This window comes from Agrobacterium tumefaciens (assembly GCA_025559845.1).
Taxonomy (GTDB): Bacteria; Pseudomonadota; Alphaproteobacteria; order Rhizobiales; family Rhizobiaceae; genus Agrobacterium.
In genome coordinates this window covers 1107177-1132209 of record CP048469.1, presented here as the reverse complement: position 1 = coordinate 1132209, position 25033 = coordinate 1107177, and the positions used below count along the sequence as shown (strand labels likewise).

General features: G+C 58.5%; 22 protein-coding genes. 4 read left to right on the top strand and 18 right to left on the bottom strand.

Annotated features, from left to right (window positions below):
- Positions 1 to 272 precede the first annotated feature (272 nt).
- The 4 genes from eno to FY156_05565 all read right to left on the bottom strand — a co-directional run bounded on the left by eno (position 273) and on the right by FY156_05565 (position 4191).
- Complete coding sequence (eno, locus tag FY156_05580; GenBank protein ID UXS01000.1) at positions 273 to 1547, bottom strand: phosphopyruvate hydratase; 1275 nt, start codon at positions 1545 to 1547, stop codon at positions 273 to 275.
- A 136-nt stretch (positions 1548 to 1683) separates the two neighbouring features.
- Entirely contained in the window at positions 1684 to 2529 is an 846-nt protein-coding gene (kdsA, locus tag FY156_05575) for a 3-deoxy-8-phosphooctulonate synthase (protein ID UXS00999.1), read from the bottom strand.
- Positions 2529 to 3410, bottom strand: coding sequence for a VOC family protein (locus FY156_05570; protein ID UXS00998.1), 882 nt, complete (start codon positions 3408 to 3410; stop codon positions 2529 to 2531). Before FY156_05570 ends, kdsA begins: the two co-directional genes overlap by 1 nt.
- A gap of 217 nt (positions 3411 to 3627) precedes the next feature.
- Positions 3628 to 4191, bottom strand: a complete 564-nt coding sequence (locus FY156_05565) for a hypothetical protein (protein UXS00997.1) — start codon at positions 4189 to 4191, stop codon at positions 3628 to 3630.
- A gap of 509 nt (positions 4192 to 4700) precedes the next feature.
- Between FY156_05565 and FY156_05560 the strand changes: the two genes are divergently transcribed.
- The 3 genes from FY156_05560 (at position 4701) to FY156_05550 (ending at position 7561) form a co-directional block, all read left to right on the top strand.
- A complete protein-coding gene (locus tag FY156_05560) occupies positions 4701 to 5348 on the top strand; it encodes a hypothetical protein (GenBank protein UXS00996.1) in 648 nt (215 codons plus the stop codon).
- Between the two features lie 216 nt (positions 5349 to 5564).
- Positions 5565 to 6293 carry a transcriptional repressor LexA gene (gene lexA / locus FY156_05555; protein ID UXS00995.1) on the top strand — a complete coding sequence of 243 codons (729 nt, stop codon included), beginning with the start codon at positions 5565 to 5567 and terminating at the stop codon, positions 6291 to 6293.
- A 590-nt stretch (positions 6294 to 6883) separates the two neighbouring features.
- Positions 6884 to 7561 carry a glutathione S-transferase family protein gene (locus tag FY156_05550; GenBank protein UXS00994.1) on the top strand — a complete coding sequence of 226 codons (678 nt, stop codon included), beginning with the start codon at positions 6884 to 6886 and terminating at the stop codon, positions 7559 to 7561.
- A gap of 25 nt (positions 7562 to 7586) precedes the next feature.
- Here the strand turns inward: FY156_05550 and FY156_05545 are convergent, their stop codons facing one another.
- The gene (locus FY156_05545; GenBank protein UXS00993.1) at positions 7587 to 10037 is read right to left on the bottom strand and encodes a ComEC family competence protein; all 2451 of its coding nucleotides are present in this window, start codon (positions 10035 to 10037) and stop codon (positions 7587 to 7589) included.
- Positions 10038 to 10343: 306 nt separating this feature from the next.
- Between FY156_05545 and gltA the strand changes: the two genes are divergently transcribed.
- Positions 10344 to 11633 (top strand): citrate (Si)-synthase, encoded by a 1290-nt coding sequence (gene gltA, locus FY156_05540; GenBank protein ID UXS00992.1) that lies wholly within the window; start codon positions 10344 to 10346, stop codon positions 11631 to 11633.
- A 192-nt stretch (positions 11634 to 11825) separates the two neighbouring features.
- On the opposite strand, the gene lpxB is transcribed toward gltA, so the two are convergent.
- From lpxB to rpsB, 13 genes are all read right to left on the bottom strand, one after another.
- Positions 11826 to 13007 carry a lipid-A-disaccharide synthase gene (lpxB, locus tag FY156_05535; GenBank protein UXS00991.1) on the bottom strand — a complete coding sequence of 394 codons (1182 nt, stop codon included), beginning with the start codon at positions 13005 to 13007 and terminating at the stop codon, positions 11826 to 11828.
- Entirely contained in the window at positions 13007 to 13870 is an 864-nt protein-coding gene (locus tag FY156_05530; GenBank protein UXS00990.1) for an LpxI family protein, read from the bottom strand. The genes lpxB and FY156_05530 overlap by 1 nt, the downstream gene beginning before the upstream one ends.
- Before the next feature lie 3 nt (positions 13871 to 13873).
- The gene (gene lpxA, locus FY156_05525; GenBank protein ID UXS00989.1) at positions 13874 to 14689 is read right to left on the bottom strand and encodes an acyl-ACP--UDP-N-acetylglucosamine O-acyltransferase; all 816 of its coding nucleotides are present in this window, start codon (positions 14687 to 14689) and stop codon (positions 13874 to 13876) included.
- Positions 14686 to 15153: a 3-hydroxyacyl-ACP dehydratase FabZ gene (fabZ, locus tag FY156_05520; protein UXS00988.1), complete on the bottom strand. Its 468-nt coding sequence runs from the start codon at positions 15151 to 15153 to the stop codon at positions 14686 to 14688. Before fabZ ends, lpxA begins: the two co-directional genes overlap by 4 nt.
- The gene (lpxD, locus tag FY156_05515) at positions 15146 to 16213 is read right to left on the bottom strand and encodes a UDP-3-O-(3-hydroxymyristoyl)glucosamine N-acyltransferase (GenBank protein ID UXS00987.1); all 1068 of its coding nucleotides are present in this window, start codon (positions 16211 to 16213) and stop codon (positions 15146 to 15148) included. The genes fabZ and lpxD overlap by 8 nt, the downstream gene beginning before the upstream one ends.
- Positions 16214 to 16262: 49 nt before the next feature.
- Entirely contained in the window at positions 16263 to 18587 is a 2325-nt protein-coding gene (gene bamA / locus FY156_05510) for an outer membrane protein assembly factor BamA (GenBank protein ID UXS00986.1), read from the bottom strand.
- 199 nt (positions 18588 to 18786) lie between these two features.
- Positions 18787 to 19908 (bottom strand): RIP metalloprotease RseP, encoded by a 1122-nt coding sequence (rseP, locus tag FY156_05505; protein UXS03031.1) that lies wholly within the window; start codon positions 19906 to 19908, stop codon positions 18787 to 18789.
- Positions 19909 to 19954: 46 nt separating this feature from the next.
- On the bottom strand, positions 19955 to 20788 hold the full coding sequence (locus FY156_05500; protein ID UXS00985.1) for a phosphatidate cytidylyltransferase: 834 nt from the start codon (positions 20786 to 20788) through the stop codon (positions 19955 to 19957).
- A complete protein-coding gene (locus FY156_05495; GenBank protein UXS00984.1) occupies positions 20788 to 21534 on the bottom strand; it encodes an isoprenyl transferase in 747 nt (248 codons plus the stop codon). Before FY156_05495 ends, FY156_05500 begins: the two co-directional genes overlap by 1 nt.
- Before the next feature lie 64 nt (positions 21535 to 21598).
- A complete protein-coding gene (gene frr, locus FY156_05490) occupies positions 21599 to 22156 on the bottom strand; it encodes a ribosome recycling factor (protein ID UXS00983.1) in 558 nt (185 codons plus the stop codon).
- Positions 22157 to 22222: 66 nt separating this feature from the next.
- Positions 22223 to 22945 (bottom strand): UMP kinase, encoded by a 723-nt coding sequence (locus FY156_05485; protein UXS00982.1) that lies wholly within the window; start codon positions 22943 to 22945, stop codon positions 22223 to 22225.
- A 97-nt stretch (positions 22946 to 23042) separates the two neighbouring features.
- Positions 23043 to 23969 (bottom strand): elongation factor Ts, encoded by a 927-nt coding sequence (locus FY156_05480; protein UXS00981.1) that lies wholly within the window; start codon positions 23967 to 23969, stop codon positions 23043 to 23045.
- Between the two features lie 249 nt (positions 23970 to 24218).
- Positions 24219 to 24986: a 30S ribosomal protein S2 gene (rpsB, locus tag FY156_05475; GenBank protein UXS00980.1), complete on the bottom strand. Its 768-nt coding sequence runs from the start codon at positions 24984 to 24986 to the stop codon at positions 24219 to 24221.
- Positions 24987 to 25033: the final 47 nt, after the last annotated feature.

Sequence of the window (25033 nt, the reverse complement as noted above, 5' to 3'; positions counted from 1 at the left end):
GTGAGTCTGAGACTACGGCGGATTGTTTAACTATCCGTTGACCTTAAAAATTCACCGGTTGCAAAGCACAAAAAAAGATCGCGGCGGGCGGCAGGAAAGATCGGCCGACGAATCTCAGGCGATCTGGAGCTTGATCGCGCCGACACCGGATCGATTCCGGGTTGACGAGCGGGAAGCGGACACCTTCCGAAAAGGAGCGAAGCGGATGCCACTGCCCCAAAACAAAACAGCCCGCCGGAGGGCGGGCTGTTCTTGAACAAATCGAACGCGAATTAGCCGCGCAGGATGGAGCGACCGGCGTAAGCAGCCTGCGGACCCAGCATTTCTTCAATGCGGATGAGCTGGTTGTACTTTGCGAGCCGGTCAGAGCGCGCCAGAGAACCGGTCTTGATCTGACCGCAGTTGGTAGCAACGGCGAGATCCGCAATGGTGGAATCTTCCGTTTCGCCCGAGCGGTGCGACATGACGGCGGTGTAGCCTGCCTTGTGTGCGGTCTCGACGGCGTCCAGCGTCTCGGAGAGCGAGCCGATCTGGTTGACCTTGACGAGAATGGAGTTGGCCACGCCCATCTTGATACCGTCGCGCAGACGTGCGGAGTTGGTAACGAACAGGTCGTCGCCGACGAGCTGGCACTTCTTGCCGACGAGATCGGTTAGAACCTTCCAGCCTTCCCAGTCGTCTTCAGCCATGCCGTCTTCGATGGAAATGATCGGGTACTTCGCAACGAGATCGGCGAGGTATTCGGCCTGTTCCTGCGGCGAACGGGTCTTGCCTTCGCCTTCGTAGACGTAGTTGCCGCCCTTGAAGAATTCGGTCGAGGCACAGTCGAGGCCGATGAACATGTCGTCGCCCGGACGGTAGCCGGCCTTTTCGATCGACTTCATGATGAAATCGAGCGCTGCAGGCGCGCTTTCCAGACCAGGTGCGAAACCGCCCTCGTCACCAACGTTGGTGTTGTGGCCCTGTGCCGCCAGTTCCTTCTTGAGGGTATGGAACACTTCCGAACCCATGCGCACGGCTTCGCGAATGTTTTCCGCGCCGACCGGCAGGATCATGAATTCCTGGAAGTCGATCGGGTTGTCGGCATGTGCGCCACCGTTGATGATGTTCATCATCGGCACCGGCAGAAGATGCGCGTTGGGGCCGCCAACGTAACGGTAAAGCGGCAGACCGGAGGCTTCAGCAGCAGCCTTGGCAACAGCCAGCGAAACGCCGAGGATGGCGTTTGCGCCGATGCGCGACTTGTTCGGCGTACCGTCGAGCGCGATCATCATCTGATCGATCTGGATCTGGTTTTCGGCATCGAAACCGCCGATGGCGTCAAAGATTTCGGTGTTGACGGCTTCGACAGCCTTTTCCACGCCCTTGCCGAGATAACGCTTGCCGCCATCGCGCAGCTCTACCGCTTCATGCGCGCCAGTCGACGCACCCGACGGAACGGCCGCACGGCCCATGGAACCGTCTTCGAGATAAACATCGACTTCGACGGTCGGATTGCCGCGGCTGTCGAGAATTTCGCGCGCAATGATATCGGTAATGGCAGTCATGGTCTCTCCCTTGGGAATGGAACAGATATTTTCAGTCGCCTGTCTTAGACGATGGCGAAGAAATTACAATGACGGTGCGCCAAATCAGCGCACTGCTTTCTCATAAAAATCACATGCGGCAAATCGCAGGATTTCATCAGGCTTTCGCGATGGAATCGAAAGCCAGAAGCTTTTCGAGAAGCTTCGGCATGTCCTTCAGATGAACCATGTTCGGGCCATCGGAAGGCGCATTGTCGGGGTCTTCATGGGTTTCGATGAAGAGACCGGCGACGCCAACGGCAACGGCCGCACGCGCCAGCGTCTCGACGAATTCACGCTGGCCGCCGGAAGAACCGCCCTGCCCGCCCGGCTGCTGAACCGAGTGCGTGGCATCAAACACCACTGGCGCGCCCAGCGACGCCATGATCGGCAGCGAACGCATGTCCGATACCAGCGTGTTGTAGCCGAAGGAGGCGCCGCGCTCGCACAGAAGCACGTTCGGATTGCCGCTGTCGTTCAGCTTGGCGAGAACGTTCTTCATGTCCCAGGGCGCCAGAAACTGGCCCTTCTTGACGTTGATGACGCGACCGGTCTTTGCCGCAGCGATCAGAAGGTCTGTCTGACGGCTGAGGAAGGCCGGAATCTGCAGAATATCGACAACCTTCGCCACTTCGGCGCATTGTTCTTCGGTATGGATATCCGACAGAACCGGGAAACCGAATTCCTTCTTCAGATCGGCAAAAACCTCCATGGCCGTATCCAGACCGATGCCGCGCTTGCCCGAAAGCGAGGTGCGGTTTGCCTTGTCGAAGGAAGATTTATAGACGAGGCCAATACCAAGCTTGTCGCACAGTTCCTTCAGAACGCCTGCAATCATGAAGGCATGATCGCGGCTTTCCATCTGGCAGGGACCGGCAATCAGCGAGAAGCGCTCGGTGTTGCAGAAGGACACCTTGGTGGCGCCGTCTCCGGCGGTGACTTTGAGATTGTTGGTAACGCTCATCATTTTTCCTCGAAGGCGAATGCGACGCCCTGACCGGGTGCTGCGGGTACCATCAGACGGGCACCCTCTCTCATATGGGGAACGCCATTAGCAGCAAGCACCGCTTCTGTCACGGCGATATCTGCCGTAGAAAAAACGATGGTTGCGCCGCGCAGCCCGTTCTTTTCACCAGTTTCGTCCGCACCAGATGCCGATGGCGACATCAGGTCCGAGGCAACATATATATCGACGTTGCCGGCCTCGAACAGAACATCACCATCCGGCGACACCTTGCGATCAACCTGAAAGACGGCCTCGACAAGCGGTGCGGCGGCAGAAGGATCATCCGACACCAGTTGGATTTCGCCGAGACCGATGACACCATTGTCATGGCGTACAAGCGCGGAGCGATCCCCCGGCAGGGCCTTGACCCGCTGGCAGGCGAAGAAAAAGAAATCGGACGCGGTGCCCTCCGCCGCAAAAGCCAGCCGGAAAGACGCTTCGCTTTGCGACCCATCCGGCAACGTCACCGGCCGGGAAAAATCGAAAACATCGCCAGCCGAAATACCGGTTTCGACAAAGCGCTGATGATCGGCCAGAGCATCGTCGGTTTTGGCGACCAGCGCAGAAAAGCCGTCGCTGCCATGTGCGTTCCGAAAAGCCTGATCCCTACCGGTAAAGACATCACCCGCCTCTATCGACGCCCGATACTTATCCGGGTCAGCAATGGCGAGAGGCTCCAGATAGGTGCCGTCTTCGAAAAAGATGCAGGCGTTTTGCGTGCCGAAGGGATGGAGCGCCAGCGGAGCCAGCGTAAAACCGAGACTGGAAAGCCGTCGTGATGCGGTTTCAATGTTGCCGACGGGCAGGACAAGATGGTCGACATCAACAGGCTTTGCCATGACAAGCTCCCTCTCCGGCAAGATCGGCGCCCGTGTCAGACGGCACGCCGAACCATACCAAAGCACATCAGCAACAATGCTGGCAAATCATGGCAGTAACCGGCACCGGCGGCCGGGAGCAGCAAGACCGCCTGACATGCCAAAACCGCATGTCAGGCGGGTAGCGGGTGGAGATGACCTGATGGACATCTTCACCCGTCAAACAACGAAGGGCGAACTAAGCCTGCGCCCTTTTTACCGTGTCAGGATTGTCCTTGACGAACTGCACAAACGGTGCGGCCGATCTCACGGCATCGGCAAACTTGCCGCTGCCCTTCAGTCCGTCCACCTCATCCGGCTTGAAGCCCTGCGTCAGCAGGATGCGATAGACGTGCGTGGCGGTTTCGCCCTGAGCGGAGACCCAGGCGGGCAACGTTGCTTCAAGTGCTTTCTTTTCGCGCTGGTTTCTGTCTGCAACAACGGCGAGGCGCACCAGACTGCCGAGCGGGATCGGGATACCGTTGATACCGACGTCGGGAATGAAGTTGGCGGCGTGCGGCCCGGCATTGAGATTGTTGTTCTTCAGGATATATGCGCACTGGTTATCCCGCGTCGGCTCCTTGTTCTGCGCCTTGCGCTTCTGATTGAGCTCCACGATCAATTTGCAGTTGGCGACTGTGGAATTCAAAAGCAGCCGGTCATATTCGGCGCGCTTCAAAGCTTCCGGAGAATTGGGCGACACGGTCTGGCATCCCGTGGCCACCAGCAGGCCCAGAATCAATGCGAATTTCATGCGTTTCATGCGAAATTTTCCCGCTCACGCGCCATATCTCCCCGCGGAGACACTGGCAGCGATCCATCACGATTTCAGAAAGATGCTTTGAGCGGCAAAGAGCCTTCTGTCCCACAAGACGATCCGGTCATGTCCACATGACCCTCGAAAGCAGGGCCGTAGATATCGTGACACAGCCATTTGGCAACCCAGAGACGTGGGAAGCTGAGAAGATCGTAAAAAAGGTGTAAGCGTTTTCATTCGAAGCCTGCGGGGGTGCGGCAATCCCCGGAGATTTATCCTGATGCCTTTTTCCATCGAGACCCGTTGCGAAAAACACAAAGGGCGCTCGATCCGTTTCTGGAGAGCGCCCTTTGCAGACCCGGACAGCATTACGCGCGGAAAACCACTGCTGCAAGCCATCGATAACGGGTGATGATCCCTAGATGAGGTGGCGCCCCTCGGTTTTCAAGGGGTGTCGTGATCCAGCATCGTCTTGCTGTATGGTCGCCAGACGATTCTTTTTTCCGAGTGCCCGCATGGAAACCTCCCTTTACCACCCTGTGAAAGCCTTCCTTGAAAAAGCCGGCTATACGGTAAAGGGCGAAATCGGCGGCTGCGACCTTGTCGGGATGAGTGACGATGATCCGCCTGTGGTGGTGGTGTGCGAACTGAAGCTCGCCTTCAATCTCGAGCTGATCCTTCAGGCGATCGATCGTGCCGCAATATCCGACGAAGTCTGGATCGCGGCAAAAATGTCTGTCAGTGGCCGAGGGCGCGAGACCGACAAGCGTTACCGCGATCTTTGCCGGCGGCTGGGAATTGGCATGCTTGCCGTCTCCGAAGGCGGTCATGTCAGTGTCATCGTCAGTTCGGTATCGCCGATGCCGCGCACCAACCCGAAACGACGCTCGCGGCTGATGCGCGAACACCAGAAACGCAAGGGCGATCCGGTCCTTGGCGGCAGCACACGCATGCCGCAGATGACAGCCTATCGCCAGCAGGCGCTGGGATGTGCGAAAGCGCTCTCCGAAGGGCCGCTCCGGCTTCGTGACGTGAAATTGAACGCCCCCGATGCCGGCAAGATATTGCAATCGAACGTCTATGGCTGGTTCGAACGGCTTGAGCGGGGCGTCTATGGTTTGACGGAAGCTGGCCGCGAAGCATTGGTGCGCTGGCCGATGTGAGATTGCGTGACGCGCTTTAGGAGCTGGATCAATCTGCCTGAAACGCTGTTTCGGGGGCCTGGAACACACAACTGGAACAAAACGCGTCACTCATCAAAATAACCGATTGCAGTTTCACGAAATTTTAGGGGATTGCAGAACACATATGGAACATATAGTGTTCGTTCTGTATTTGTTTCGCAACTTTTCGATGCGATTCTCAAGGGTGTTTTCCTCATGCTGACGCGCAAACAACAGGAATTGCTTCTCTTCATTCATGAGCGAATGAAAGAATCCGGCGTGCCGCCGTCCTTCGATGAAATGAAGGATGCACTCGATCTTGCTTCCAAATCCGGTATCCACCGGTTGATTACCGCGCTTGAAGAACGCGGTTTTATTCGCCGGCTACCGAACAGGGCGCGCGCGCTTGAAGTCATCAAGCTGCCCGAGGCCTATTCGCCCGGCCTGAAACCGCAACGCGGCTTCTCGCCAAGCGTCATCGAAGGCAGCCTTGGCAAGCCGAAGGCGCCTGAGCCAGCCCCTGCCCCATCGCTGAAACCCGCCAGCAATGATTTTGCCGGTGCGGTCAATGTTCCCGTCATGGGCCGTATCGCGGCCGGTGTGCCGATTTCGGCGATCCAGAACAACACGCATGACGTGGCAGTGCCTGTGGACATGCTGGGCTCTGGCGAACACTACGCGCTGGAGGTCAAGGGCGACTCGATGATCGAGGCCGGTATCTTTGATGGCGATACCGTCATCATTCGCGATGGCAGCACGGCCAATCCGGGCGACATCGTTGTGGCACTGGTGGATGACGAAGAGGCAACGCTGAAACGCTTCCGCCGCAAGGGCGCTTCGATTGCGCTCGAGGCTGCAAACCCGGCCTATGAAACCCGTATCTTCGGACCTGACCGGGTTAAAATCCAAGGGAAGCTGGTTGGCCTTATCCGGCGTTATCACTAACGCCGCATCGATCTGTATCGACGCTTGAACCGCTGGCCATTGGCTGGCGGTTTTGCTTTTGGGCGTGACACAATGGATTGTGTCATTTGCGGCGTTCTGCGCCGTGCCCATAAAAGGCTGAAACACAGGCACGGTGTGGAACTGGGTCTTGAGCATCGGCTTTATCTCGGCAGGCATATGAACGATCATCGACATGGATGGAGAGAGATTGGTCGGGTGCTGGATAGTCCTGCCGAATAAATCGTGAGATTGGCTGCGTTTTTGTCTGACGAGACACCGCCTGCCGGAGCGCTCCCGCAAGAATCTTTCATCGAGCGACGTTGATCCTTCACGACAGAAGCCAAGCCAGTCCGGTCGGCATCTGTTGGCACGAGAGAACGATGAGGAAGCGCGTGGATCAGACGATCTGATTCCGACTGAACCGGCCCGCTTCGCTGGATGACAGCGTGCCGGTCTGATTGCATGATCCGGTGTCACGGCTCGCTTCGAGCCGACCCATCATTTCGGCTTATGGGAGCCATGGAATATTTTCGATATTCGAAGCGTGTATCCTGGTCGTAAGAAAGCCAGATCATATCGGGGAGCATGCCATGTACGATCTTTATATCGCCAACAAGAACTACTCGTCCTGGTCGCTGCGACCGTGGGTGCTGATGCGCACGCTGGGCATCGACTTCAACGAAAAGCTCGTGCCATTCGGGCAGGATGTGCCCTTCACCACCTTTTCGCCAACCGGCAAGGTGCCGTGTCTGGTGGATGGCACGACGACGGTGTGGGAATCACTTTCGATCGTCGAATATCTGGCGGAACGGCATGATGGCGTCTGGGCCGCTGATGCCATCGCCCGCGCATGGTCGCGGTCCGCGGCCAGCGAAATGCATGCCGGCTTTTTCTCGCTGCGCAACTTCTACCCCATGTGCGTCGGCATCCGTGCCACGCCCAATCCGGACAACAAGGGTCTTGCGGCGGATATTGCCCGGATCGATGCACTGTGGAGCGAGGGGCTCTCCCGCTTTGGTGGCCCGTATCTGGCCGGTGCGGAGTTTACCGCTGTCGACGCCTTCTTCTCACCCGTGGCGTTCCGTTTTCAGTCCTTTGGCGCCGACCTTTCACCGGCGGCAAAAGCCTATCTGGAGCGTCTTCTCGCCCTTCCGGCGATGCGCGACTGGTACGACGCCGGCCTGAAGGAAATCTGGCGCGACGAACCGCATGAACAGGAGATCCGCGACGTCTCAACCGTGGTTGCCGATCTGCGCAGCCAGGCTTGAAAAATCGTCACTGGTGCGGCGGTCCTTATGGCGTCGCCGTAACCAGTTCTTCGATCGTTTCAGATGTCTCCCGGTCAAACGACCGGGTTTTCCAGTCATAGGAGCGGTGTTCGCTCCAGGCGCGGTTCGTGCCGGCCATAGCCGTCGCCAACCGTGCAATCGGCCCGCTTTCATTCTCATGAGACAGCGTAACTTCCACCGAACCGATGCGCCGCAGGACATCGCGGCTGAACAGCACCGCGCCCGAACGGCACTGCTGGAATGAGGTTCGTCTGCTGGTGACGATGATATCGGCGATATCGCAGGCTGCCCCGGTCAGCGACGTATCCTCGAGAACGACGATGCGCTGGCCCTTGGCGCTGCGGGCAGCGCACCAGAGACCTCTGTGGCAGGTAAAGCCCTCACCCGCTGCGGCCAGCGCCTTGCCGATGTCCTCAATCGCCTTCGCCCTTTGCTCATCGGAAAGGCGCCGACTCTCCCTCGACGGCTTGGCGCTCTGCTGATCGGTCTCGTCCGTCTTTTTCTCGGTCTTGAGAAAGATCGGTGAGACGGTTTTTTCCGGCAGCAGCAAGGCGCGGGACCATTGGTCGTATACAAAACCGGAAGGTCGTGTCTTGGTTGTCGCCACCGTGCTCTCCCCGACCAGCCCGACCAGCGTTCCATCCTCATAGATCAGCAGATCGGGCCTCGGGCGGTGATGTTCGGCCACAGAGAGGCCGAAAGCCAGAAACAGCAGGGGAATGCCTGACAGGGCAAGCCGCGTGCGAAACAGCGAGAGCAGCAGGAACCCTGCCGTGGAAAGCGCCAGAAACCAGCCATGCTGGCGGCCGATTGCGGCACTGCCGCCCCATGAGGAGACGCCATTGGCGATTTCAATCACCATGGCCATGCCATAACCCATGACCTTCAGGAACGGCGCATCCAGCCCGAAGGGCATCAGCAGCATGCCAATCAGGCCGAAAGGCATGACAATCAGCGACATGACAGGCATGGCGGCGAGGTTTGCCGCAAGTCCATAGGTGGTGACACGATGAAAATGTTCGATGGAATAGACAGCCGTCGACAGGCCGCCGATCAACGATGTCACGACCACGCCGCCGACAATGGCGATGGCCGCTTCACTGACCTTCATCCATGCCGGTTTCTGACCGACGAACAGCCGCTCGCGATCCACCCGCCAACGGCTCCAGAACGCATATGCCGAAACCAGCGCGATGGTTGCGGCAAAAGACATCTGGAAACTTGGCCCCATGACTTCCGATGGCGAAAAAGCCAGAATGATGAGGGCCGACAAGGCGACATTGCGCATGCTGAGCGCCGGTTTGTCGAACAGCACGGCGATCAGCAGAACCGACATCATCAGCCAGGCGCGCTCCGCCGAAACGGCAAAGCCGGAGATCAGGTAATAGGCAAGCGTCATCAGAAGCGCCAGGAAGGCAGCGATCTTCTTGACGGGCCAGCGCTGCGCGAAGGCCGGGAACAGGCTGAAACCAATCCGCAGGCCAACGAAGAATATGCCCGATGCCAGCGCCATGTTGAGGCCGGATATGGCAACGATGTGAGCGAGACCCGAGACGCGCAACGCCTCCATCGTATCGGCGGATATGGCGCTTCTCTCATCCGTGATGATGGAAGCCGCAAAAGCACCGGCATCTCCGCCGATGACGGAGCGGACACGGTCGGCAATGGCACTTCTTAAAAGATAGAGCCAGGTGCCGGCATCTTTCATGAAGCTCTGCGGTTTCTGAACAGCATCACCGGCAAGCGACACCGCTTTCGGTGCGCTATAGAAGAAGCCCGTGGCGCCGATGCCTCGAAAATAGGAGGCAAAGGCGAAATCGTTCAGTCCGGGCAGAGCCGGGCCCGAAGGCGGCGAAAGCCGCGCCTTGCCCTCGATGATGCCGCCAACGGCAATCGCTTCTCCCTTGCTGCGGGATAACACCGAGACCTTTTCCGGCGGTCGGGACAAGGTCGGACCTTCGGTTGCCGATACGGCGATCAGGTAACGCCAGTATCCGCGCGCATCGACCTCCCGGCGCTCCACCGTTCCGGTGATGGTCGTGGTAACCGGCGTATCGAGCATGACGGTTGCGGCACGGCGCGTTTCGAGATCCGCAAGCAGCATGCCGAGCAGCGCGAATGCGCCGAATGCACATATCTTCGCCGTCCAGCCGGTGCGGTGACGAAGCAGAAGCGCCAATGCAGCCGCAACGATGAAAAACAGCGCCACGAAAATGGATGACGGGGACTCAGCAAAAGAAAACCATAAAACCGCGCCAGCGCTGATAAAGACAGGAATGAAAAGAAATTCGGTGGCGAAGGCGCGTTCGTGTTCAACGGAAACCGAGAATTTTCTGGCGATTCTGGCCGCGCGGCCGCGGCGGCGAAATGCTGTTGTCACGGCCTCAGCGGTGGCGTCTGTCGAGCGCCTTAACGGCGACAAAATCTCCGCCGTGCCGGGAGCTGAACCCTGCATCGTTTCAGCATATCCGAAATGCTGTTTTTCCCCTTGACTGGTCAATCCGTGCTGCCCCCTGCCGGACTGGAAGGGAGTGTGCAGCTCATCGCTAACGATTGCAATCTTTTGCTTTAACGGGTCGTTCAGAGATATTTAATCGGCTCTTCACCCAACTGCACGAAGGCGCGCAACAGGTTTACTGCAATGCACAATTTGACCTTTGAATAGCTTGGCATTGGCGCAAGGATCATATAGCTAATCATCAGACGCTTAACCGCGGGGCGCTTCCCAGCGCCCCCACCCGCATGTTTTCGGAGGATCAGTATGACGGAAAAAAGCGCTACAGTGACACTTGGCGATAAACAGGTCGAACTCCCGGTACGGGAAGGCACGATCGGACCAAACGTCGTCGATATCGGCACGCTGTACAAACACACAGGGTCTTTCACCTACGACCCGGGTTTCACGTCCACGGCCTCCTGTGAATCCAAGATCACCTACATCGACGGCGACGAAGGCGTTCTGCTTCACCGGGGCTATCCGATCGAGCAGCTCGCCGAACAGGGCGACTTCCTCGAGACCTGCTATCTGCTGCTTTACGGCGAACTGCCGACATCCGCACAGAAGAAGGACTTCGACACCCGCGTAACGCGCCACACCATGGTGCATGAGCAGATGAGCCGATTCTTCACCGGCTACCGTCGTGACGCACACCCGATGGCCGTCATGTGCGGTACCGTTGGCGCGCTCTCGGCCTTCTACCACGACTCGACCGACATCACCGATCCGCATCAGCGCATGGTCGCTTCGCTGCGCATGATCGCCAAGATGCCGACGATCGCTGCCATGGCTTACAAGTACCACATCGGTCAGCCCTTCGTTTACCCGAAGAACGATCTGGATTACGCCTCCAACTTCCTGCACATGTGCTTTGCCGTACCGTGCGAAGAATACAAGGTTGATCCGGTTCTGGCCCGCGCCATGGATCGCATCTTCATCCTGCACGCTGATCACGAGCAGAACGCTTCCACCTCGACGGTTCGTCTTGCCGGTTCTTCGGGTGCAAACCCGTTTGCCTGTATCGCGGCTGGCATTGCCTGCCTCTGGGGCCCGGCACATGGTGGCGCGAACGAAGCTGCGCTCAACATGCTCAACGAAATCGGCTCGGTTGACCGTATTCCTGAGTACATTGCCCGCGCCAAGGACAAGAACGATCCGTTCCGCCTGATGGGCTTTGGCCACCGCGTCTACAAGAACTACGACCCGCGCGCCAAGATCATGCAGAAGACGATGTACGAAGTGCTGGAAGCAACCGGCAACTCCGACGATCCGATCATGCAGGTCGCGCTGGAACTGGAAAAGATCGCTCTGTCCGATCCTTACTTCGTCGAAAAGAAGCTCTACCCGAACGTCGACTTCTACTCCGGCATTACGCTGAAGGCTCTCGGCTTCCCCACGACCATGTTCACCGTTCTGTTCGCTCTGGCCCGTACCGTTGGCTGGATCGCGCAGTGGAACGAAATGATCGAAGATCCGCAGCAGCGCATCGGCCGTCCGCGCCAGCTCTACACGGGCGCCGGCAAGCGCGACTACATTCCGGTTTCCAAGCGCTAAGCGCTGGCAACCCAGCCATCAAAAAGGCCGACGGGGAAACCCGCCGGCCTTTTTCTTTGCAAAGTCTGCAGAAGGTAAGACCCGGGTTACGGCAACGCTTCCGGGACGATCGGACAGGCCTGCTCAGAATCGGCAAGCTTCGCCGCAGTAGGAATGGCTCTGCGATTTCAGGTCAACCGAAATGCTGAAATGTCAGTGTCTCGCGCGACGTGCGTTCAGAACATCGAGAAGAATGCGGGCGCCGGTTTCGCCCGGCGGCACGTCGGTGCGCAGGCGCTCCTGCACCAGCGCATAGCCTTCCAGCATGGCCTGGCGCTGGATCGTGTCGGAAGACAGGCGCTCTGCCCAGCGCAGCATGGAACCGGCGCGCACGACCTCGTTGAAATATTCCGGCACGACCGCGTAATCGGCAATCAGGTTCGGCAAAGCGCCGGTCCAGGTTTTCACGCGCTTGCTGAGCATGGTGAAAATCCAGTCGGTCTTGTAGACGGAAATGGTGGGAACCGTTGCGAGCGCCAGTTCAAGAATGACTGTACCGGATGCGGCAATGGCCGCATCGGCCTCGGCAAAGGCCTTCCACTTGAAATCGGCGCCAACGCCGATTTCAGGCCGGATGTGGTCCGGCCACGTCGCAGCCAGTTCCCGAATGCGGCTTTCCTGACGCGGCACGGTCGGCAGGACGAAGCGGGTGGGGCCATTGCGTTCCACGAAGGCTTTTGCCGCATCCTGGAACGGCTCCATCAGCCGCGTGGTCTCGGTCGAGCGTGAGCCGGGCAACAGCAGAATGGTTCGGGGTTCGCCCTTCGCCGGCAAGGCACGCCCTGCCCGCTTTTGCCGCACGGCCAGCAAGTCCCCATCAACGCTGAGGCGATGGCCGACGAAGGTGGTTGGCGGGCCGCCCAGCCGTTTCATGGCTTCCGGTTCGAACGGCAGAAGTGCGAGAACATGATCGACGTAAGAGAGCATCGCGGTGGCGCGGTACTCCTTCCAGGCCCATACGCTGGGGCAGACATAGTTGATGACCGGCAGATCCGGCAATGCCTGACGCACCTTTCTGGCGACGCGATGGGTAAAGTCCGGGCTATCGATAATCAGCAGCACGTCAGGTTTTGCCGCGACGATGCCCTCGGCCGTCTGCCTGATTCTGGCGATCAGCTTCGGCAGCTTCTTCAAAACCTGCGTGAAACCCATGATCGACAGTTCGGAATAGTCGAAAAACGAGGTGAGACCTTCTGCCTCCAGCCCCTCGCCGCCCACGCCGACCAGTTCGATCGGCCCTCTATACTGGGTCTTCAGAGCGTGGATCAGGTCTGCTCCCAAGAGGTCACCGGACACTTCACCCGCGATCACGGCCACCTTCAGGGTTTCAGCCATCACATCATGTCTCCATCCAGTGACGTATCGATACCGCAGACGAAGATGCCTTGTGCATCGGCGGCCTGCAGCATGGAGTCACGATCCAGCACCAGGGCTCTGCCCGATTCAACCGCGATCCCGGCAAGGCCTGCCCTGGCAGCATTCTGGACCGTGTCTACGCCGATTGTCGGCAGATCGGCCCTGATATCCTGCTGCGGCTTGCAAAGCTTGACGAGAACACCTTTGCGACGCGCGGAAATACGGCCCTCCGCACGCAACGCGGCAACCCGCGCTAGCATGGCATCGGTTCCCTCGACACCTTCGAGCGCCACGATACGCCCGCCAACGGAGACAGCGCCCTGCCCGACATCAAGCGTGCCGAGCGCCAGAGCAGCCTGTGCCGCCTTGCGGATATCACGCAGATCGTCTTCCTGCGGCTTGTGGAGGCCAAAGGGACCGGTGGTGGCCAGAAGACCGGGCGCAATCTCATGGGCGCCAATGACCCGCGCACCCAGCGTCTCTATGATCTTGATGACCATCTGCAGCACGGTATCGTCACCGCCGGACAAAAGCGTGCGGACGATCGACGGCAGGCGCAGCAGTATTTTTGCCGAAGGGCGAATTTCGCGCCACTCCGGGCGGCGTGCGACGGCGCCGGAGAGAACGACACGGTCTATGCCCTTGTCTTTCAGCAACCGGCCGAGGCCCGCGACATCGCCGACACTGATGACGGCGCTGTCGAAGCCTTGCCAATCAAGGCGGGAATCATCGCGCAGACGGACAACGAACGGGTTTTCACCCATGTCGCGCGCAGCGCCAGCCACGTACAGCGGCAATTGCCCGCTGCCCGCAATAATGGCGAGGCGTCCGCTGCCCTTCACGGCTTATTTGCCCCGGTTCGGCGAGGAAATCGGCCGATCGGTTGCAGCCAAGATGAAGTCGAGAACCTCAAGCGCCTGCGGGCAATCGGCGAAATCCGCACGCTCGATGGCCGCAGCGTTACCACGGATCGCGCCTTCGCTTTCGAAGACCTGCTTGAAGATACGGCGAACCTTGTGAATGTCTGCCCGCTCGATACCAGCACGCGTCATGCCGACGACGTTCAGGCCACCGAGAATACCGGGATTGCCATTCAGCATGCCGTAGGGAATGACATCGTAATTGACCGCCGCGAGCCCACCGATAAACGCCTGGCGACCGATACGGGTGAACTGATGAACGGCGCAGCCGCCACCGAGGATGGCGCGATCGCCGACGGTGACGTGACCAGCCAGCATGACGTTATTCGACAGAACGATGTGGCTGCCGAGGATGCAGTCATGCGCGACATGCGAATTGGCCAGGAACAGGTTGTCATCGCCAACAACGGTCTTGCCGCCGCCATCCGAGCTACCAGCATTCATGGTGACGCCTTCGCGCATCGTGCAGCGTGCGCCGACCTCCAGCGTCGTTTCTGAGCCGTCGTGGCGAATTGCCTGCGGTGGGCCACCGATAACGGCCATGGGGTAGATGACGGAATCCTCGCCTATGACCGTGTTGCCCGTCACGACAGCATGGTTCAACAACTTTACACCATTGTGCAACGTCACCTTCGGACCGACATAGCTGAACGGACCGATGGAAACGTTCTCTCCGATCACAGCGCCGTCTTCGACGACCGCTGTCGGATGAATTGTGGCCGAAGCCGCGATCTTGCTCATTGCTGATCCTCAGGGATCATCATCGCGCCGACATCCGCCTCAGCGACCAGCACGCCATCCACCTTCGCTTCGCAGTGGAACTTCCAGACGTTACCGCGCTGGCGCTGCTTTGCAACGTGAATTTCCAGACGGTCGCCAGGAACGACGGGCTTGCGGAAACGGGCGTTGTCGATGGTCATGAAATAAACGAGGTAACCGCCATCACCCTGGTTGCGCGCGCAGATCGCGCCAGCCGTCTGGGCCATGGCTTCAACGATCAGAACGCCAGGCATGATCGGGCGATCCGGGAAGTGACCCGTGAAGTGCGGCTCGTTGACCGTGACGTTCTTGATGCCGATTGCCGAATTGTCACCGTTGATCTCAATGATCTTGTCGATGAGCAAAAACGGATAACGATGCGGCAGCAGCTTCATCACTTCAAGAATGTCAGCCGCGCCAAGCGTCGTCGTCGTTTCTTCAGCCATTGTTTTTTTCTCCTGTTTTTTTATCACGTTCTTCGACGCGGGCCAGAATGTCGGCCATGTCGCGCAGGAAATACTTCATCGGACGCGCCGGCGTACCGCCGTAACGCGCGCCGGGCGGCACGTCGGCAACAACGCCGCTCATTGCCGCAATCTGTACGCCATCACCAATGGTGATGTGGCCGTTGATGCCTGCTGCGCCGCCAATCATCACGCCATCGCCGATGCGGGTACTTCCGGCAATGCCGACCTTGCTGACGATGCCGCAATGGCGGCCGATGCGAACGTTGTGGCCAATCTGGACCTGATTGTCGATCTTGGTGCCTTCGCCGATAACGGTATCATCCATCGTGCCACGATCAACCGTGGTGTTGGCGCCGATCTCGACGTTGTCCTGAATGATGACGCGGCCAATCTGAACGATCTTGAGCATGCCACGCGGACCCGGTGCATAACCGAAACCATCCTGGCCAATGCGTGCACCGTTGTGGATGATGACATTGTTGCCGAGCAGTGCCGCAACGATGCTGGCGCCGCCGGCAATCGTGCAATCGCGACCGATCTGCACATTGGCGCCGATGATCGCGCCCGGCCCGATGCGCGTGCCCGCACCAATATGTGCGTCAGCACCGATCACCGCAAACGGCTCGACAACTACACCGTCTTCCAGACGTGCCGACGGATCGACATGAGCGGACGGCGAAATCGCCGTGTCCATACGGCCGAAGGTCGAAGGACGCATGGCGGAAGGATGCAGAAGCGCGCCGGCCTGCGCAAACAGCGTATGCGGCGTCTTCGAGATCAAAGCGGGGATATGGGGCGGTATCGAGCTTGCCAGGGCCACATCGCAGATGACCGCAGCCGCTTCACAGGTCAGCAGTTCCTCGCGGTTCTTGCGGGAAAGTATGTAGCAGAGCTGGTCGGATTTTGCCCGGTAGACGGGCGCCACGGATCGCACGATCCGCTCGCCAGCCGCCTCATCAGACAGTTCCGCCCCAAGACGGTCTGCGATGTCTTTCAATCGCATTCCTTCGTGGGGCGGAAAAAAGCCGTTGTATTCCATCAGACGGAAACTCCAGAACGTTCAAAGTTGCAGTTCTGGACTGCCGATATCAGAAAGTGTTGGACATGCCAAACCGGAAACGCTGTTCCTCGTCGTAGTCTTCCTTCATGAAAGGAACGGCATAGTCGACGCGGATCGGACCGAAGGGCGATGCCCACATGACGCCGATACCAGCGGAAGCACGGATCGAGCTGTCGTCCTGAACGGTCTGGGTCGTGGAGACCTTGTTACCGTACATGGTACCAGCATCAACGAAGCCGGCGAGACGCAGACCGAAGTCTTCCGGAATGCCAGGCATCGGAGCCGTGACTTCAGCAGAAGCCGCGAAGTAGGTCGTGCCGCCGATGGAGTCGTTTCCGATACGCGGACCGATACCGTCGTTCTCGAAGCCGCGAACCTGACGACCACCAAACTTGAACTGATCGAAGACCAGCAGGTTGTCGTTGGTCGGCATCACGTGACCAGCCTGACCCGTCAGCGAGCCGATGATGTCGTACTCGTCCGAGAAGGTGTGGTAGTAACGCGCCTTGGCGTAGATCTTGTAGTATTCGGAATCGCCACCGAGACCTGCAAACTCGTTCGTGAGCTGCGCCTGCCAGCCTTCGCGTGGCATGTTGCGGTCATCAAGCGTGTTGAAGTTCAGCGTGTTTGCGATGATCGACTGTGTCCAGTCACCGCCACGGATCAGCTCCTGATACGGCTCTGCGAGGTTGGCAGTGTTCTCCCAATCGCCTTCGCCGTCATAGTTGATCTGCTTGTAGGTGTACTTGAACGTCGTGGACAGGTCTTCAGTGATCGGCGCGGTAACGCGCAGCGTGAAGCCCTGTTCGTCGTAATCGTAATAGTCTTCGCTGCTCGTCTGGCTCTTGAAGAGATCGAACCCGGCTGCAAGGCGATAACCGAGGAAGTAAGGCTCGGTGAAGGACAGCGTGTAGCTGCGCGCATCGTCTTCGCCTGCGCCCGCAGCGATACGGATGTACTGACCGCGACCGAGGAAGTTCTTTTCTTCTACAGAAGCTTCGAGCAGTACGCCGTCGTTCTGCGAGTAACCAGCACCGATACCGAAGGAGCCGGTCGGCTGATCTTCAACGTCGACAACGATCACGACGCGGTCCGGGGCGCTGCCGCCGGCGGTCGAAACGTTGACCTTGGAGAAGTAGCCAAGCGCTTCAAGACGACGCTTTGCGGAGGTGATGATCGACTGGTTGAAAGCATCGCCTTCAGAGATATCGAATTCGCGACGGATAACGTAGTCGCGTGTGCGGGTGTTGCCGCGGATTTCGATACGCTCGACGTAAGCGCGTTCGCCCTGGTCGACGATGTAGGTAACGCCAACAGTGTTGCCGCTCATGTCACGGTCGCCACGCGGCGTAACGCGGGCGAAGGGGTAACCTTCGGCAGCAACACGCTTGTTGATGGCTTCCATGCTCTGCTGAACTTCCTTGGCGCTGTAGGTGCCGCCCTGGCGGGTTTCTACGAGACCCTGCAGTTCAGTGCCATCAACGCCCGGAACAGTCGATTCAACCGCGACATTGCCGAAGTTGTAACGCTGACCTTCATCGACGGTTACGGTGATGTTGTATTCGTTCTTGGACTCGTCCAGCACAGCCTCGGACGACACGACGCGGAAGTCGGCGTAGCCACGGTTGTAATAGAACTGGCGCAGCGCCTCTTCGTCGGCGCGCAGCTTGTCCTCGTTGTAAACGTCCTTACGCGTCAGGAACGACAGCATGTTGGACTTCTTGGTGTTGATAACGGCAGCCAGACGGCCGTCGCTGTAAGCGTTGTTACCAACGAAATCGATGCGACCGATCTTGGTGCGCTCACCTTCGTTGATGACGAAAGCGATGTTCACGCGGCCCTGGCCGACGGAAACGGTCTGCGTCGTCACTTCAATGTCGCTACGGCCAATGGCGGCGTAAGCTTCCTTGATGCGGGCAATATCAGCCGTAACGAGCGCCTGGTTGAACGGACCGAGCGGCTGCGTCGACACGATGCCGGAAAGCTTCTCGTCCTTGATCTTGCGGTTGCCGTTGAAAACCACCTGGTTGACCATCTGGTTTTCGCTGACGGTCACGACCAACGTATTGCCGGAAACGCGCATGGCGACATTCGAGAAGTAACCGGTGGCGTAAAGACGCTTCACCGACTCGTCGATGTCAGAATTGGAAAAGTTGCGTCCGGGCGCGATGGTGAGATTGGAGCGTACAGAATCTGCACCAGATCTTTCGGCACCCCGAACATCAATTCTGCTGACGACAGCGGCATTCGCAACACCCGCAGAAGCAAGCACCCCCAGGCCTACAACCGAAGAAACACCAGCAGACAGCGCAACCGCCGACACCGCGTTCAAAAATCTTGAACCAGCCTTCATTTCAATTCTTACCTTTTTACGTTGTCCCTCAGCGGGCGGAACCCGACTCCGGCCATCTGCGTCGTTTTACCTGCTTTTCCTCTACAAGCAAGCGCGAACGTTAATTTCTGTTTACTTCGTGACCTAGAGTGGCTCATTCGCCACTTTGGCATAAAAACAAGGTAAACAAGCCGCTAACAAAATCGATAAAACACCCCATTCAACCGATCAAGCTGCTGATATCATTCCAAGTTGCGAATACCATCAGACTGAAGATCATGGCAAGTCCGATACGGAAAGCAACTTCCTGCGCGCCCGCACCGAGCGGCCTGCCCCTGATCGCCTCGATTGCATAGAACACCAGATGCCCGCCGTCCAGAACCGGGACAGGCATGAGATTGAGAAGACCGATCGACACCGAAAGCACGGCTGCAAGCTGTATCACGGCGGAAATGCCAAGCGTGGCCATCTGGCCGGACGCCTGCGCAACCCGCACCGGACCGCCGAGCTGATCGGCATTCATGCGGCCAGTCACCAGATTTCCGATGTAATTGAACGTTCCCGTGATGACGTGGCCGGTTTCCTGCACGCCTTCAATCAAGGCCTCGGTCGGCGTGAAGGTAATGTGCCTGAAGTTGCCGCTGTTCTGATCGGTGACGATACCGATGATACCCATTTCCAGTTTGTTGCCGAACTGGTCGGTGGTTTCAGTGCGGGTCGGAACCATCGGCAGACGAAGCTCCTCGCCTGCCCGCTCGACCGTCACGACGATCTGCGTGCCCGGACGGATGCCGACGTAACGGCGCACATCCTCAAAGGTCTTCACTTTTTCATTATCGATGGCGACAAGCCGGTCTCCGGCCAGAACGCCTGCGGCCGCAGCCGCACTGTTTTCGCGCACCTCGGCCACAACCGGGTCAGCGATGACGCGGCCGTAGATCCCGAACAGAAAGGCAAAGATCAGGATCGCCAGTATGAAGTTGGCGATGGGGCCGGCCGCGACGGTAGCAGCTCTTTTCCACAGCTTTGCGCCCGACAGGGTCTGCGCACGCTCTTCAAGCGACATGTGGGAAAGGCCGGAACTATCCGGTTTGCTGGATGCATCCTCATCGCCGAAGAATCGCACGTAACCGCCGAGCGGGATCGCGGAAATCTTCCAGCGCGTGCCGCGCTTGTCGGTAAAACCGATCAGTTCAGGCCCGAATCCGATGGAAAAGGCGGTGGAGCGAATACCGCACCAGCGTCCAACCAGATAATGGCCCATCTCATGCACGAAAACGAGCAGCGAGAGAACGAGGATGAATGGAATGATATAACCGGTCAAAAACCCGGTGGCAGCCATTACTGTGCTCATAACTCAGCCTCTTACTCCAATGACCCGCCGCACTTCAAAAACCTGGCAACAGGCCGCCGCGTGAACCGGGCGCATCGCCGGTAACCGCCGCATGCACGAAAGCAATGACGAACACGGTAAAGCAGGCAAAAACAAGACCGTCAACCCGGTCCATAAAACCGCCGTGACCGGGAATGAGGTGACTGGAATCCTTCACCTGAAAACGCCGCTTCACGAAGGATTCGAAAAGGTCGCCGATCTGGCTGAAAACGGACAGCACCAGAGCAAGCCCGAGAATGACGAAGCCGACCCGGCCATGATAGACCATGGACACACCCGCCCCGCCAATCAGCGCGGCAACCGTGCCGCCGATGGCACCGGACCAGGTCTTACCGGGCGAAATGGACGGTGCAAGCTTTGGCCCGCCAATGGCACGACCGACAAAATAGGCCAGGATATCCGTCGACCAGACAACGGCGAAGATAAAGATGATCGAAACGAAGCCATCGAGATCGTCGCTGCGGATGGCGGCAAGCGAAATCGCGCTCAGCCCCGCATAGACAATGCCACCAACCAGCCACCAGTTTTGGCCGCGCAGAATCGGAAACAGCGCCGCTGTCAGGGCAAAACCGGAAAGAAGCGGCAGATCGAGCGATGTCTCGCCGAAAATCGTGTTGCCGGCGATCACAGCGACCGAGAACCAGCCCCAGGCATTGCCCGTCGGGTTTGTTTCAGACAGCCTCGTGATCGAGGACCACTCATAATAGATGAGGATAGCCAGAAGGCCCGCGACGATACGGAACAGAATGCCGCCGTACCACGTCGCAGTGAGGATGACCGCCGCCATGACGATCGCGGAGACGATCCGCAAACGGAGTTCAGGGCTCATCAGGCGCCTGCCACAGCAACCTGATCGGCCAAGCCGCCGAAACGGCGATCACGCGTCGCATATTGCTCGATTGCAGAATAGAAATGCTGGCGGTCGAAATCCGGCCAGTAGTCTGGAACGAAGAGAAATTCCGAATAGGCAGCCTGCCAGAGCAGGAAGTTCGACAGACGCTCCTCACCGCTGGTGCGGATGATGAGATCCGGGTCCGGGATGCCGGCAGTGTCGAGCCGTCCCGAAATCATCTCCGGCGTGATCGAGGCTGCATCGAGCTTGCCCTGGGCAACATCCTGCGCAAGCGAGGCCGCCGCACGGGCAATCTCGTCGCGGCTTCCGTAGTTGAATGCGATAACAAGCGTAAGCTTGGTGTTATCACGCGTCATGTGCTCGGCTTCCTCGAGAAGCGAGCGAATGTCGGCTTTCAAAGTCTCACGATCACCGATGATGCGGACACGCACGTTTTCACGGTGCAGCTCAGCAAGGTCGCGACGGATGAAGGCTTTCAGCAGGCCCATCAGATCCGTGACCTCGGACTCCGGCCGACGCCAGTTTTCCGACGAGAAGGCAAACAGCGTCAGATAGGAAATGCCGCAGTCACCGGCAGCGCGCACCGTTTCACGAACGGCTTCCACGCCCCGGCGATGACCCATGATTCGCGGAAGACCGCGCTGCTTTGCCCAACGCCCGTTACCATCCATGATGATGGCGACGTGCTCGGGAACTGAGGAACGTATCGTCGTCGTCGGCATATCGATCCAATATTGGCAGCGCGGATTTAAAACGAATAAAATACAGTGTCTGTCGCCCTGGCGATCAGACCTGCATGATTTCCTTTTCCTTCTCGCCAAGCAAGCGGTCAATTTCCGAAATCGTGTCGTCGGTCATTTTCTGAACTTTTTCCGACTGTCCACGGCTTTCGTCCTGACCGATGTCGCCATCCTTTTCGGCTTTTTTCAGACCATCCATGCCATCGCGGCGAACGTGGCGAATCGCGACCTTGGCCTTTTCGGAATATTCGTGGGCAACCTTGACCAGCGATTTGCGGCGCTCTTCGTTGAGTTCAGGCAGCGGAATACGCAGATTCTGACCGTCAACGATCGGGTTGAGACCGAGATTGGATTCGCGGATGGCGCGGTCGACGGCGTTGACCATCGACTTGTCCCAGATATTGACGCCGAGCATGCGCGGCTCCGGAACGGTGATGTTGGCCACCTGGTTCAGCGGCACGCGCGAGCCGTAGGCGTCAATCGTGACAGGGTCGAGAATGTTGGCCGATGCGCGGCCGGTGCGCAGCGATGCGATATCGCTCTTGAATGCATTGATGGCACCATCCATACGGCGCTTGATATCGGTGAGGTCAACACCACTCATTTGATACTCCATCTCTGTCGGCCATCGCGGCCGTATTCCGCACCAGGCGGCATCGTTCGTTTGCGATTACTTGTCGTGCACGATGGTCTTACGGCCGCCGCCGGTCAATATCTGTGCGAAGCCACCCTTCTCGTGAATCGAGAAAACGATGATCGGAATGTGGTTTTCGCGTGCAAGCGCCACGGCTGCAACGTCCATGACCGCCAGACCCTTGCCGAGAACCTCGCTGTGGGTCAACTCGTCGAAACGTGTTGCTGTCGGGTCCTTCTTCGGGTCAGCCGAATAGATGCCATCGACCTGCGTTCCCTTGAAGATCGCTTCAGCGCCCATTTCGGCAGCACGCAGGGCGGCTGCGGAGTCGGTCGTGAAGAACGGGTTGCCCGTACCACCGGCGAAAATCACCACGCGGCCCTGGGCCAGATGGTGCAGAGCGGCGCGCTGCGAGAAACTTTCGCAGATTTCAGGCATGGCGATGGCCGAGAGAACGACCGTGTCGATGCTGAGCTTTCGAAGTGACGTTGCAAGCGCCAGCGCATTGATGACGGTTGCCAGCATGCCCATGTGGTCGCCGGTCACCCGGTCGCCACCCTTAGAGGCAACGGCAACGCCGCGGAAAATATTGCCACCGCCGACGACGACGCCGACTTCGACATTCATTGCTCTTGCTTCAGCGATATCGGAGGCAATCCGGTCGGCGACCGCAACATCGATACCAAAACCCTGGTCACCCATAAGGGCTTCACCGGAAGCCTTGAGCAGGACGCGTTTATAGATCGGCTTGGAAGACATCATGACTCCTCGGAAATGTAACCGAAACGCGGATACACGAAGGGCACCGCGTTGTCACGCGATGCCCTCCCGTTTCCCCAAGATTGGGTAAATATAATCAGCCCTTGGCGACTGCGGCGACTTCTGCCGCGAAATCGCTTTCTTCCTTCTCGACGCCTTCGCCGAGCAGCAGGCGAACCATGCCGGTGACTTCGATCGCTGCGCCGGCTTCCTTTTCGGCTTCCTTGACAGCAGCGCCGACCGTCAGGTCAGGGTTGATAACGAAAGCCTGCGACAGAAGAGCAACTTCTTCGAAGAACTTGCGCATACGGCCGTCAACCATCTTTTCGATGATTGCTTCCGGCTTGCCGGATTCACGAGCCTGTTCGATGAAGACGTTGCGCTCGCGCTCAGCAACAGCAGCGTCAACTTCTTCAGCGCGAATCGCCAGCGGGTTGGTTGCAGCGATGTGCATGGCAACCTGACGGCCGATCGAGGTCAGAACAGCCTTGTCGCCAACCGACTTCAGGGCAACCAGAACGCCCAGCTTGCCGATGCCGTCGCCAGCAGCGTTGTGGATGTAGGTTGCAACAACGCCGTGCTCAACTTCGAGCGCAGCCGAACGGCGCAGCGTCATGTTTTCGCCGATGGTGGCAATCGCGTCCTTGATGCTGTCCGAAACGGACTTGCCGGTTGCCGGGTAGGTGGCAGCAGCAATCGCGTCAACAGTGCCGTCGGTCGTCAGAGCAACGGCAGCAACGCCGCGAACGATGTCCTGGAAGGCATCGTTACGAGCAACGAAGTCGGTTTCCGAGTTGATTTCGACGACAACAGCCTTGTGACCGGCAGATGCGATACCGACGAGACCTTCGGCAGCCGTGCGGCCAGACTTCTTGTCAGCCTTGGCAATACCCTTGGCGCGCAGCCAGTCGATTGCTGCTTCCATGTCGCCATTGGTCTCAGCAAGAGCCTTCTTGCAGTCCATCATACCTGCGCCAGACTTCTCGCGCAGTTCCTTAACCATTGCGGCTGTGATTTCGGTCATTGTTTGCCTCTTGTCTGTTCAATCGGTCAGCAGGCTGGAAATCGCCATGCCGATGTTTGGGTGACGAATTTACCCTAAAGTGTGACAGGGTGATGAATGAGCACCCCGGACGTTTCAATCACATCAGGACGCCGATCACCGGCGGAGCGATTTGAAACGAACAAGGCCGTCAACCCGGAACGGTCTTTGACGGCCTTGCAGATCATGATCGATGAGGCGGCGTGAAATTCGCCGCCCGACAGACCCTTATCAGGCGCCAGCCTCGTCTTCGAGCGCAGGCTCGATCGGAGCTTCTTCCGAAGCGCCGATGTCACGGCCGGAAGAGCCCTGCTGACGTGCGATGCCGTCGATGGCAGCGCGAGCAATCAGGTCGCAGTACAGCGAGATTGCGCGCGAAGCGTCGTCGTTGCCCGGGATCGGGTAATCGATTGCATCCGGATCGCAGTTCGAGTCGATGATCGCAACGACCGGAATGCCAAGACGCTTGGCTTCTTCGATCGCGATCTTTTCCTTGTTGGTGTCGATGATGAACATCAGGTCCGGAACGCCGCCCATATCGCGGATACCGCCGAGAGCCTTTTCAAGCTTTTCGCGCTCGCGCTCGAGGTTCAGGCGCTCTTTCTTGGAGTAGCCGGAAGCTTCCGAGTTCAGGATTTCGTCAACCTTGCGAAGACGCTGGATCGAGTTCGAAATCGTCTTCCAGTTCGTCATCATGCCGCCGAGCCAGCGGGAGTTGACGTAGTACTGAGCCGAACGCTTTGCGCTGTCGGCGATGATTTCGGACGCCTGGCGCTTGGTGCCAACGAACAGAACGCGGCCGCCACGGGCAACGGTGTCGGACACGACCTGGAGGGCGCGCGACAGCATCGGAACCGTCTGAGCGAGGTCGATGATGTGGATGTTGTTACGGTCGCCGAAGATGTACGGCTTCATCTTCGGGTTCCAGCGGTGCGTCTGGTGGCCGAAGTGAACACCAGCTTCGAGAAGCTGACGCATAGAAAAATCGGGCAATGCCATGCCTTGTTACTCCTTTTCCGGTTTAACCCCCGCGAAGCGAACAGCAT